The organism is Amycolatopsis sp. lyj-346 (genome assembly GCF_046548975.1).
Taxonomy (GTDB): Bacteria; Actinomycetota; Actinomycetes; order Mycobacteriales; family Pseudonocardiaceae; genus Amycolatopsis.
The window spans coordinates 184,123-195,844 of the sequence record NZ_JAJPWT010000013.1; the positions used below are offsets into that span (position 1 = coordinate 184,123).

At 70.8% G+C, this 11,722-nt stretch carries 10 protein-coding genes; 7 read left to right on the plus strand and 3 right to left on the minus strand.

Annotated features, from left to right (window positions below; translation table 11 throughout):
• Positions 1–164: 164 nt before the first annotated feature.
• Positions 165–332, minus strand: a complete 168-nt coding sequence (locus ACLJQE_RS32400) for a VOC family protein (RefSeq protein WP_410643326.1) — start codon at positions 330–332, stop codon at positions 165–167.
• Positions 333–563: 231 nt separating this feature from the next.
• Here ACLJQE_RS32400 and ACLJQE_RS32405 point away from each other — a divergent pair, with 231 nt between their 5' ends.
• The 4 genes from ACLJQE_RS32405 to ACLJQE_RS32420 are packed head-to-tail and all read left to right on the plus strand — an operon-like array spanning position 564 to position 5,101.
• On the plus strand, positions 564–1,742 hold the full coding sequence (locus ACLJQE_RS32405) for an acetyl-CoA carboxylase biotin carboxylase subunit family protein (protein WP_410643327.1): 1,179 nt from the start codon (positions 564–566) through the stop codon (positions 1,740–1,742).
• Positions 1,739–2,902: an MFS transporter gene (locus ACLJQE_RS32410; protein ID WP_410643328.1), complete on the plus strand. Its 1,164-nt coding sequence runs from the start codon at positions 1,739–1,741 to the stop codon at positions 2,900–2,902. Before ACLJQE_RS32405 ends, ACLJQE_RS32410 begins: the two co-directional genes overlap by 4 nt.
• A complete protein-coding gene (locus tag ACLJQE_RS32415) occupies positions 2,895–4,067 on the plus strand; it encodes an ATP-grasp domain-containing protein (protein WP_410643329.1) in 1,173 nt (390 codons plus the stop codon). Before ACLJQE_RS32410 ends, ACLJQE_RS32415 begins: the two co-directional genes overlap by 8 nt.
• A 26-nt stretch (positions 4,068–4,093) precedes the next feature.
• Positions 4,094–5,101 carry a RimK family alpha-L-glutamate ligase gene (locus ACLJQE_RS32420; RefSeq protein WP_410643330.1) on the plus strand — a complete coding sequence of 336 codons (1,008 nt, stop codon included), beginning with the start codon at positions 4,094–4,096 and terminating at the stop codon, positions 5,099–5,101.
• Between the two features lie 42 nt (positions 5,102–5,143).
• Here ACLJQE_RS32420 and ACLJQE_RS32425 read toward each other — a convergent pair whose 3' ends face one another.
• Both ACLJQE_RS32425 and ACLJQE_RS32430 read right to left on the minus strand, forming a co-directional pair.
• Complete coding sequence (locus tag ACLJQE_RS32425; protein WP_410643331.1) at positions 5,144–6,187, minus strand: pyridoxal-phosphate dependent enzyme; 1,044 nt, start codon at positions 6,185–6,187, stop codon at positions 5,144–5,146.
• A 318-nt stretch (positions 6,188–6,505) separates the two neighbouring features.
• The gene (locus ACLJQE_RS32430; protein WP_410643332.1) at positions 6,506–8,023 is read right to left on the minus strand and encodes a non-reducing end alpha-L-arabinofuranosidase family hydrolase; all 1,518 of its coding nucleotides are present in this window, start codon (positions 8,021–8,023) and stop codon (positions 6,506–6,508) included.
• A 598-nt stretch (positions 8,024–8,621) separates the two neighbouring features.
• Here ACLJQE_RS32430 and ACLJQE_RS32435 point away from each other — a divergent pair.
• From ACLJQE_RS32435 to ACLJQE_RS32445, 3 genes are all read left to right on the plus strand, one after another.
• The gene (locus ACLJQE_RS32435; protein WP_410643333.1) at positions 8,622–8,999 is read left to right on the plus strand and encodes a hypothetical protein; all 378 of its coding nucleotides are present in this window, start codon (positions 8,622–8,624) and stop codon (positions 8,997–8,999) included.
• Complete coding sequence (locus ACLJQE_RS32440; RefSeq protein WP_410643334.1) at positions 8,981–9,142, plus strand: hypothetical protein; 162 nt, start codon at positions 8,981–8,983, stop codon at positions 9,140–9,142. The genes ACLJQE_RS32435 and ACLJQE_RS32440 overlap by 19 nt, the downstream gene beginning before the upstream one ends.
• A 309-nt stretch (positions 9,143–9,451) precedes the next feature.
• Positions 9,452–11,722, plus strand: a complete 2,271-nt coding sequence (locus ACLJQE_RS32445; protein WP_410643335.1) for a YcaO-like family protein — start codon at positions 9,452–9,454, stop codon at positions 11,720–11,722.

The window sequence follows — 11,722 nt, forward strand, 5'->3', positions numbered from 1 at the left end:
GGCAAGTGACCGTCCTGCGGGCCGGCCGCCACGCTGACCGAAGGTCGATCGGGCGCCGACAGCACGCCTCCGACCGTTGCCACGCGTGCAGCGGATGTCGCTGCGGCACGGGTGAGCTGGACCGGTGGCTGACGCTCCGGTCTATTCGCGGCTCATCCAGGTGGCTATGTCGACTTCGTTGCCTTCGGCGTCGGCGAGGGTCGGGGGCGTTCCGGTCGCTCACGAGGCGCCCCGCCGGCGGCGATGGCCGCCGCGACCCGTGCCTCGGCCTGGTCGTGCGGTACGGCGATGTCGACGTGGATCCGGTTGCGTTGCGGACGCGGAGCATCCATCTGCGGTGCTCGTCGCGCTGTGTTGGCCGACGAGCCGCTCAAGGAACGCAGCGACCGGTTTGAGCCGTGCGACCAGCCGGATCCACCCGATCGGCGCAACTAGCCGATCTTCGGGATTCGTGCATGTCTTCTCGTGCCCTGATGCCGCCTCCTGGGAGATGAGTCAGGTGCTGCCCCCTTCCTAGCATCCCTGTGACGGCAGCGGGTACTAGCGGCGAGAGGCAGGTTGCGGTGGTCAACGTCGCGGTCATCAACTACGGGCAGCTCAACGACTACGCGGCCATGCTGCCCGAGCACGTCAGCGGCCTCTACGTCTTCAGCCACAACCCCCTCGACGCCACCGCCGGGTTCGCGCACTACGAACACGTGCCCGACTGCGAGTTCGTCCCCTACGCCGAACTCCGGCTGCGGGAACTCGCCCGCGATCACCTCTTCGACTACGTCGTCACGGACAACGAGTACGACCTCGAACGCGTGGCCCGGCTTCGCGCCCACCTCGGGGTGCCCGGGCAAACCCCGGACAGTGCACTGTCCTTTCGCGACAAGGTCGTCATGAAGGAAGTGGCGGGCAAGCGGGTCCGCACGCCACGCTTCGCCGGGCTCGGCACCTTTGCCGACCTGCTCGACTTCGTCGACGATGTCGGCTATCCGGTTGTGGTCAAGCCGCGGAAGCAGGGGGGCTCCCGGGACATCACCGTGCTGCGGGACGCCGGCGAGCTGACCACGTTCAGCCGCCGCCACTGGCGGGACGATCTGATGGCCGAGGAGTTCGTCGACGGGGAGGTCCACCACGTCGACGCCGTGCTCGCCGATGGCTTCCGGTTCGTCTCCTGCTCGCGGTACCTGCGCAGCTGCCTGAGCGTTTTTTCCGGGCAGAACAACGGATCGCTGCAGCTGCACCCGGAGGATCCGGTCGCGGTCGAGCTGACCGCCTTCCTCGACGAGTGCCTCGCCGCCTTCGACACGCCCGCCGTGTCCGCCTACCACCTCGAGGTCTTCCGCACCGCGCGCGGGGAGCTGCTGCTGTGCGAGATCGCGTCGCGGGTGGGAGGGGCCCGGATCCCCGCGCTCACCCGCGCCACCTACGGCCTCGACCTGCTGCCCACCTGGCTGCGGCTGTCCACCGGGTTGCCGGTGGCCGACCCGCCCCGGGGGGCACCCGACCGGCTGCACGGCGCCGTCGCGATCGTCCCCCCGGGCCGCGCGGTGCGCGCCCCCGGACGGCCGCCCTTCGCCTGGGTCACCGAGTACGAGGTCAACACCGCCCTCGCCGCCGGGGCCGTCGCGCAGAACAGCACCTCCCACCTCTGCTGGGCCATGGTCGAAGGCCGGGACACCGCCGAGGTCGAGGCCCGGCTGTGGGAAACCGAGGCGTGGCTGACGGCGAACCTCGTGGCGGACACGCCGTGACAGCGTGGCGCGAAACGTCCCCGGACGGGCGGGCCCTGCTGGTCACGGTGCTGCTGACCGGGCTCACCACGTTCATGTTCCTGCCGCTGCTGGTGGTCGAGCTCACCGGCCGCGGCGTGGCGGCGGCCGAGGCCGGGTTCCTCGTCGGCCTGCTCGCCTTCTCCAGTCAGGCCTTCTCGCTGCTCACCGGGTTCCTGGTCGACCGGCTGGGCACGCGGGCCGTGCTGGCTGCCGGGTTCGCGCTGCGCATCGCCGGGTACGTCCTGCTCGGTCTCGGCGGCGCCGGCCTGGTCGCCGGCGTGGTGGCCGTCGGGGTCGGCGGCTCGCTGCTCGGCCTGGCCATCAAGACCCGGCTGGTCGCCGAAGAGGGCCCCGGGCCGCGGCCGATGCTGGCGCTGCGCTCGACATTCGTCAACATCGGCGTCGTCGCCGGGCCCGCGCTCGGTGCGGCCGTCTACCCGCTCGGGTTCCGGTACATCCTGGGTGCCTGCGTCCTGTCCCACCTCGCGCTCGGTATCCGGCTGCTCGCCCGCGCGGGACGCCCGGCCGCGAGGCCCCGCCCGGCCGTCGCGGCCGCCGAGCCGCCGGAAGACCGGTGGGGCCGGGCGCACTGGCTCACGCTGCTCGCGCTCGGCGTGGCCTACTGGGCGATCTACAGCCAGCTCAACGTCGTCGTGCCGATCGCGGCACTGGCCATGACCGGCAGCACGGCGGCGATCGCGGTCGTCTTCACGGTCAACGGCGTCCTCGTCGTGCTCTGCCAGTACGCGCTGCTGCGCCACGTCTTCGCCCGCGCCGCGAACCGCACCCTGCTCGCCCTCGGCTTCCTCTTCTTCGCCTGCGCCTACGCGGTCTTGCTGGCCCAGGCGGGGTGGCTCTCCTTGCTGGTCTTCGCGCTTCCGGTCACCGTCGCCGAAATGCTCATCGGGCCCAGTCTCGACGAGCAGGCCATCCGCGCGAGCTCGGTGCGCCGCACCGGGATCGCCCTCGGCGCGATGAGCGCGGCCGGGGCCGTCGGCAGCCTCGCCGGCGCCAGCCTCGGCGGCGTTCTTGTGCAGTTGCTCAGCGGCGACGGCGTCTGGCTCGTGCTGATCAGCGTGTCCGTCGCCGCGGCCGCCACCAGCCTCCTCCTGCCGAAGGCGCGGGTCCGACATGCCTGAAACGGTCGTCCTGCTCAACCCCCGTGACCTGGTCGTCGACGCCGCGCGCCGGCTCGGGCTGGCGGTGGTCGTCGTCCTCGCCCCCGGCGGAGCCGACCCCGGTCCCGTGCCGGGCCTGCTCCTGCGCAGCCCGTGGACCACCGATCCCGGCGGGCTGGTGGCCCGCCTGCGTGAACTGGACCTGCCCGGGCCGGTCGCCTGCTTCGGGTTCGGCGAGGCCGGCTGCTCGGCGGCGGCCGTGGTCAACGAGCGGATGGGCTGGCCGGGCGCCCGGCCGGGCACGCTGGAGACGTTCCGGGACAAGGCGAAGCTGCGCGCCGCGGTCGGCGACCGGGCCGGTGTCCCGGTCGCGCACGGGGTCGGCGACACCCTAGCCGAGCTCGGCCGGGCGATCACGCACATCGGGTTCCCCTGCATCGTCAAGCCGGCCGACGGCACCGGCAGCGCGGGCGTGACCCGGCTGGACGGCCCGGCCGACGCCGCCGCGTGGCTCGCCGGACCGGAGCTCGACCGCCCGCACCTGGTCGAGGAGTTTCTGCGGGGCACCGAATACAGCGTCGAGGCGATGAGCTCGCCCCGGGGCCACCGGATCCTCGCCGTCACCGAGAAGGCGACGACCGGTGCCCCGCACTTCGTCGAGACGGGCCACACCCTGCCGGTGGACCTCGGTGCCGGGCCGGCCGCGGCCGTCGCGGACCTCGTCGCCGCGACGCTCGACGCCGCGGGGTACCACTACGGCGTCTCGCACACCGAGGTGATGCTGACCGACGCCGGTCCCCGGCTGATCGAGTCGCACGGCCGCCCGGGCGGCGACCGGATCAGCGACATGCTCCGCCTCGCGCTGGGGGAGGACGTCTTCGAGCAGACGATGGCGATCGTCTTCGACCGGCCGATGACGACCGACGGCCCGGCCCGGCGCCGGGTCGCCGGGATCCGCTACATCACGTTCCCCGGCGACACGCCGGTGCCCGAAGTCGACGTCGCGGCGGTCGCGGCGCTGCCCGGGATCGTGGAAGCCCACCTGTCGGCCACGCCCGGCGCCCGGCCGCCGGCGGTTCGCCAGTCGCGGGACCGGCACGGGTTCGTGATCGCCGCCGGCGACACCCGCGAAGAACTCGAAACCCACCTCGCTCGCGCTGTCGCGGCGTTCACCCGCGGGTCGTGAAACCCGCCACCCGAAAGGACCGGCTCGTGCCCTACAAGATCCTCGTCCTGGTCTCCGAAGTCGCGAAGTTCCGGCTGGACAACCACTCCATCATCCCGAGCGCGTTGCACCGCGAGGGGCACGACGTCCACATCGGCGACATCGACACCCTGTCGATCCACGATTCGGTCGTCGTCTGCGACCGGGTCCGGCTGACCGAGGAGTACCTGACCGGGCACGACTTCCCGGCGCTGTCGGAAAGCTACGCCTCGGCCGAGGACTTCGACCTCGTGTGGGTGCTCGCCGGCACCAATCCCGAAGTGCAGGCGGACAGCTTCCAGCTGCTGTGGGTGCTGAACCAGCGGGTGCCGTTCGTCAACGAGGCCGCCGCGCTGTTCTACCTCAACTCCAAGACGACGCTCGGATCCGTCGTGCCGCGGGAAAACCTGCCCGCGTCCTACGTCTCGAACGACTTCGACTTCCTGACCGGGCTGGTCGAGTCGGACGCCGGGCGCACCTGGGTGCTCAAGCCCACCAACGAGGGCTGCGGCGCCGACGTCTACTTCCTGTCGAAGACCGAGCGCAACCGGGCCGCGCTGCTGCAGTCGGCCACCGGCAACGCCGTGCCGCGGTACGAGATGTACAGCCGCGAGATCATCGGGTTGGCCAAGCGGTACGCCGCGGTGCAGGAGTACATCCCCAACGTGCGGGAGAACGAGAAGCGCGTGATCATCGCGGGCGACGTCCCGGTGTGCGGCTTCCGCCGGTTCCACTTCGAGCACGACGACCGCGCCAACGTCACCCTCGGCACCAAGTTCGAGGGCCTGACCCTGACGCCGGAGGAGGACGGCTTCGTGCGCCGGCTCGGCAAGCGGCTGATGGAGCACGGCGTCTTCTACTCGGGCATCGACTTGGCCTACCCGTACGTGATGGAGTTCAACCTGGTGAATCCGGGCGGGCTGAACTACTCGTTCCGCGCCACCGGCGTCGACCAGTCCTCGGAGGCGGTCACCACGGTGCTCAACGCGCTGCGCGCGCAGGGCCGCCTGCCCTGACGGCCAGGCGCCGCCCGGCACCGTTGCCGGGCGGCCGCCCGGTCACGCGGCCCGGGGTACCTGGCGCCATTCGGGCAGGTCGTCCTGGACCTGGAACGGCCGCCGGGCCCAGTCCATCGTGGCCCACGGACCGGCGAGTTCGGCGAGCGAGCCGACCCGCACCGGCCGGTAACCGGGGTCGGGGGCGTCCGCGGCCTCCACCGGGTAGACGAGTTCGACGTACCGGTGGCCGGGGTCGGCGGCGAGGAAGACCACCGGTCCGCCGCCCGGCTCGGTCTCGCGCACGTACCGCGCCACCTGCCACCCGGCGCCGCCGGACAGCCCGGCGAAGACGCCGGTGGTGGCCAGCAGGTGCCGGCAGCCGGCCGCCGCGACGTCGAAGTCCAGCCAGTGCACGGTGTCGTAGATCCGGTAGTCGATGTTCGCGAACCGGATCCCGCTGCCGATGCCGGCGATGATGAACGAGTCCATCGGCGCCGACTCCGCCCCGAACGACCGGCTGCCGAACGGCTGGATCCCGGCGACCCGCACGTCCGGGGAGGCTTCCCGCAGGTAGCGGCCCATTCCGCTGGTGGACGCCCCGGTGCCGACCCCGCCGACCAGGGTCAGCCCGTCGACGCCCAGCTCCTCGACGACGGTGCGGGCGATCCCGCGGTAGCCGAGGTAGTGGACGTCGTCGTGGTACTGCTGCATCCAGTAGGCGTCCGGGTTCGCCTCCAGGTACTTGTGCACCAGCCGGACGCGGATCTCCTGATCGTGCTTGAGGCTCGCCGACGAGGGCACCTGCTGGAAGGTGGCCCCGAGGTAGGTCAGCTGGGTCCGGATGCCGGCGTCGACCGAAATCGACGCGAAGATGTGGCACTTGAGCCCGAATTCGCGGCAGACCAGCGCCAGCGCGTGCCCGTAGATGCCGCTGGAGCTGTCGACGAGCGTCTGACCGGGGCGGACGACCCCGCGGTCCAGCAGGTCCTGGACGGCCGCGCGGACCGATGTCACCTTCATGACCTCGAACCGCAGGACGTAGATTCCTTCGCCGAGATCGATGAGGTCGGGATCGGCGAGCTTCTCCGAAAAAGACCGGTACACGTGCAGCCCTTCCGTTGACGGCTCCGGACGGCGGTGCCGGACCCGGTGTCTGAGTGCGCGGGCCCCACCGTAGGACGGAAAAGGCGCGAGTCTCCCATTCCGTGACAGAATCGTCAATGCAGGAGAAAGCCTTTCTTCTGCACAATCGAAGTTGTTCTCCGGGATTGCGGGAAGTGCATCGCTCACCCCGGGTCGTGAAAACCACATGGGCGCCGGGTGACGAGGTGCACGTGATCGTCCGGGTGAAGGTCAGGCGGTGCCCCCACCCCGGCGAGGGGTGAGGGCGCCGATCCGGCTGGGTGAACCTGCGTCAGGCGGTCAGCGCTGCAGTGTCAGCACGCCCGGCCGCCAGGGCAGGTGGTTGTAGTCGGTGCCGTCGGAGCTGGGGTTCCTTCCCTGGTAGAGGAGCTGCAGGTGGCAGGGGTCGATGGTCTTGGTCTGGTCGGGGTTGGTGCGGACCAGGTCGCCGTGGCTGATGTCGTTGGTCCAGGTGGCGCCGCTGTTGGCCTTGCCGGCGAAGGGGTTGCTCTCGGTGGCGGCCTGCGGGGTCCACGTACCGCCGAGGCTGGTGGCGGTGAACGAGCGGAAGAAGCGGCCGTTCGCGCCCATCGCCTCGACGATCATGAGGTACTGGTTCTGGTCCTTGACCTTGTAGACCTCAACGGCTTCGAAGAGGTTGGCCGTCGTGTCGCTCATGATCGTCGTGTAGCCGGAGCCGAAACTGCCCGGGAAGTTCCCGATCGGCATGCTCGCGCGGTAGATCTTGCCGTTGTCCCCGGCGAAGAACAGGTACATGTTCGTGCCATCACCGATGAGGGTCTGGTCCAGGGGGGCTCCGCCGGGGATGGTGCCGGTGAACAGCTCCTGCGGCGCGGACCAGCCGTTGGGGTTGGTGGGGTCGCTCGAGGTGCGGTAGGAGAACGTCGGCCCGCCCCATTGGTAGGCGAGCACCCAGATGTTCTTCGGGGCGAAGTAGAACAGCGTCGGCGCGACGGTGCCGATGTTCATCGCGGTCTGGCCGGCCGAGGCCATGTCGGACCAGTTCGTGAAGGGAGCGAACGCCATCGAGCCGTACGACCCGGACGTGTCGGTCGTCGACCCGTAGACGAGGTGCTTGCCGTTGTGGACGACGCTGCTGAAGTCCTTGAGCGCGAGCCACCCCGACTTCGGTTCGGCCAGCGGGCCCGTCGAGGACCAGCGGTACGTCGACGGAAGGGAGCACGAACCGGTGTCACCCAGCCGGACGAGCTGCCACTGCTGGTTGGCGCCCTGCCAGTCGCCGTACTGGACGACCGCCGCGCCGTCCGCGGTCGACGCGCCCGTCACCTCTACCGCTTTGCCGCTGTTGCGGTTGAGCAGCCTGACGTAGCCGCCGTCGGAGTCGGTGAGGCTGAATTGCTGGTTGGTTCCGTTCAGGTCCGTCCACTGCTGGACTTTCCCGCCGTCGGCGGTCGACCAGTTGTCGACGTCGAGGACCTTGCCGGAGTTCTTCGACTTCAGCCGGTAGTAGCCGTTGCCAGAGTCCACGAACTGCCATTGCTGGTTGGCGCCGTCGTGGCGGGACCACTGGTGGATCACCGCTCCGTCGGCGGTGGAAACGCCGGAAACGTCCAGTGCCTTGCCGCTGTTGCGGTTGACCAGCACGTACCACGCATTCGTGTCGACGGTCGCCGCCGACGCCGCACTGGGATTGAGCGCGATCGCCGTGGCGGCCGCGAGGACGGTCGTGAGCAGGGCGATCAGTGCGCGCCCCCCGCGGCTGCGCCGGAAGCGACCCGTGCGGTGGGGTGCCGCTCGGAGTGGCACGCCCGGTGGGGCTTGGTCCGTGGAACTCATGTGCTTCTCCTTCGTCGTCAGCGCCGCCCGAGGTCCGATACGCGGAACAGGGAGGCCGGATCCCCGGAGCTCCCGGTTCAGGCGGCGTGCTTGTGCCCGTACCCGGTGCGGACTGAATGACTGTTAGCGTTAACATTCTTGTTCGCAGAAATCTCAGCGTCAAACAGGGCGTTGAAAATGGAAAATACCGCCGCTTGACGCAGGCTGCCGGATCGCTCGCGAACTTTCGGGAGGCAACTGCCACAGGCGATCGAGGAGAATTGCGCTCGACGCCGATCGTGCATTTGCGTGACCTCCACGACGCCATACTGACGCTCAGACATTCAGGCTGTTCACCTGGAGTTTCGAGTCAATGTAACCAGTCCTGCCGTCGCAGTCAACGGGGATCGCCGGGTTCGCGCCCAGGATCAACTGCCGATGGATCGCTCGGCCAAACGTTCCGGCCTGTGACGTTGTCGAATAGCATTCGACACTCGTCCTTCGGAACTATGTGCCGACCTCACGGCGATGGGAATTCACGTCTGAATGCGGGCACGGCGGGCCCGCCCAGGTGCACGGCACGAGCCGGGCCGCCACCCGGAAGTCGGTTGCGGACCAGGTGGATCGCGCGACGCGGTCGCGGACCGGGATCCGGGAATGGCTGAGCACCCTGGAGCCGCTCCCGCCGGGGCTCGCGTTCGCGGCGTTCGACACCCGGATCGACAAGCCGCGCGTCTTCACCGGCGCCGCCTCGCTCGGCGCGGTCAAACGGCTGGGCCGGCTCGTCCCGGGGGATGTCGTGGAGCTGGCCGCGGGGGACCGCGTCCCGGCCGACGCCCGGCTCACGGAAGTCCGCTCGGCGGAGATCGACGAGTCGGCGCCGACCGGTGAATCGGTGCCGGTGCGCAAATCCACCGACGCCGTCGCCGAGGCGGCCGTGGCCGCCGACCGGACCGGTTGGGCGGCATCCAGCACCTGGTGGCCGCCGCGGAGGTGATCGCCACGCCGCTGACCCGCAAGCCGGCCCGGTTTTCGCGGCAGCTGAGCGTCTTCGACAACCTGAACAACGGGGCCGCAATCCGGAAGACGTCGTGGGTCCTGCCGGTCGGCACCATGGGAACACGCACGGCGAAGGTATGAGGAACGCATAGGAACGGCAGTGAGTCGCACACGATGGTGGGCCACGCCGAAGCAGCCTCGCCGCCGGGCGCGGTCCGGTAACCGATCGAGGAAAGGAAGTACGCACATGCTGGAGATTTTCGAGTCTTTCGAGAACGAGAACGAGCTCGCCATCCTGGCGAACAACAACGTCGCCCCGGAAATCGAGTTCAGCTGGGACGAGGACTGATCGCTCGATGATCGGATTGGCCCTCGGGGTGCGTCCTTAGCACACCCCGGGGGCCAACCGGCACGTCCAGGGTATCGCGCGCAGCGTGTGGAGGAAAGCAGATGTCACCCGAGTGGATCGCCGGGCACGTACGCGTCGTCGCCGAGGGCCCGGACAGCTGCCTGCTGGTGCCGCCGAGCCGGACCGTTCTTCGCGTCCGCGTCGCGGCCGAGCGGATGCGGGACTGGCTCGCGCTCCTGGACGGCACCCGCACCCGGGAAGAGCTGCTGGCCGCGGCACCCTGCCCCGGTGAGTTCGCCGAGGTCTGGGCCGGGCTGACCCGCGACGGCTGCGTCCAGCCGGTCGCCGACACCCGCGACCGGTCCTGGTACCGGCTCCTCCCGCAGGCCCTGCGCACGCAGCGGCTGCGCGACTACCAGTTCCTCTGGCTCGGTCCGGACGGCCCGGTGACGGCGCTGGCCGAGGCCTGGCAGGCCGCGGGCCTGCGCACTCAAGCCCGCGCGTGTACCCAGGACGGCCTGCTGGCCGCCGCCGAACGGGCGCTCGGCGAATGCGGGCCGCGCCTGGTCGTCTGCCCGGTGTTCAGCCACGCGCCGTCGAAAACCGTGATCGCGCTGGACGACGAACTCGAGCGGCTCGAGGCGCTGCGGCTGGTCGTCCGGCTGCTCGACCACAAGGTCTTCGCCGGGCCGGTGGTCAAACCCGGCGTCGGCGCGACGATGTCGGACGTCTACCGCCGCCGTGAAGCCGCCGCGGCGTCCCCGGCGTTGTTCCAGGCCGAGCACCGGGATCCGCCACCGCCCGAGCCGGACGCGCTGCGCCCCGCGGAACTGCGCTGGGCCGCCGCGACGCTGGCCGCCCAGGCCGAGCGCTGGCTCGCCGGGGCCGCGCGCGCCGAGATCCAGTCGGCCGAGCTGGTGCTGGACTGCGCGCACCTGAGCGTCGAGCACCACGGCATCCTGGCCCTGCCCGACCAGGGCGAACGTCGTCGCGCGGCCCGCCGCACCGACGCGTGGCACCTGCGCGATCCCGAGGCCGGGGTGATCCGGTCGGTCAAGGTGCAGCCGACGCCGGCGCACTTCCCGCGGTCGCTGCACATCGCGGTGGCCCGCGCGGCCGACATGCGCCGGGTGATGGACTTCCCCAACGACCTGACCGCGTTCGGTTCCAGCTGGGAAAGCGCCGCGGCCGCCGAAGGCCCGGCGATCGGCGAGCTGATCGAGCGGTACTGCGCGAACTGGGTGTCGCCGCGGACGCCGATGATCTCGGCGAGCTACACCGAACTGACGCGCCGCGGGCTGGCCGCGGTGGCGCCGGACAGCCTCGTCGGGTACTCCGCGGACCAGCACGCGGAGCGCGGCTTCCCCTTCGCGCCACTGGACGACGACACGACCGTGGCGTGGGTCCCGGGCCGGGGACTGGTGAGCGGCGCCGAGCGGTGGGTCCCGGCGTGCTGGGTGTACGTGGCGTGGAACTCCTTCCGCCCGGACGGCGAACAGCGGCACCTCTACCCGAACCTCTCCGGCATCGCGGGCGGCCGGACCTGGGCGGAAGCCGTCGCGAACGGCCTGTGCGAGACGATCGAGCGCGACGCGTCCATGGTCTGGTGGGCGAACACGCCGCTGCTTCCGCAGGTCCCGCTCGCGGACTTCGCGCCGGAACTCGCGGCCGAGCTCGGCGACCGGTTCCGGGCGGCGATCATCCCGATCTCCGGCCGGTACGGTCTGGCCACCGCTGCCGCCTGCGTGCGGGACGTGCGGTCGGACTTCCTGGCCATCGGCTTCGCGACCCGGCCCGGCTTCGCCGAAGCGGGCCGGAAAGCGCTGGCCGAGGGCATCGGTCTGCAGTGGACCGGGCTGACGATGGCCGGGGCCCGGCCGGGCAGCGCGCAGGCGAACGTTCTTTCCTCGCAACGGAACCTCAAGCCGTTCCGCGCGGACTCGCGGTACCTGGACTCGTACCGGGCCGACTTCCGCGACGTCAAGGACCTGGCCTGCCAGCTGCAGATCTACCTGGACCCGCGGGCGGCCGCGCACGTCTCGCCGTGGACGTTCGACGTCCCCGCCGGTCCCCGCCCGGCCGAACCGGCGGGGGCACCGGAGTCCGCGGACGCCCTGATCGGGCGGGTCGCCGTCGAACTGCGGGCGGAGTTCGGCGAAGAACCGATCGCCGTCGACCTCACCACACCGGACATCGCCGAGGCCGGGTTCTCGGCGGTGCGCGTGCTCAGCCCCGGCCTGGTGCCGAACTTCCCGGCGGCCTTCCCCCAGTGGGGCCGCGGCCGGGTGAGCCGCGCCGCCGTCACGCTCGGCTGGCGTGAGACGCCGTTGCCGGAGCCGGAGCTGAACCGCTTTCCGCTGGCCCACTACTGA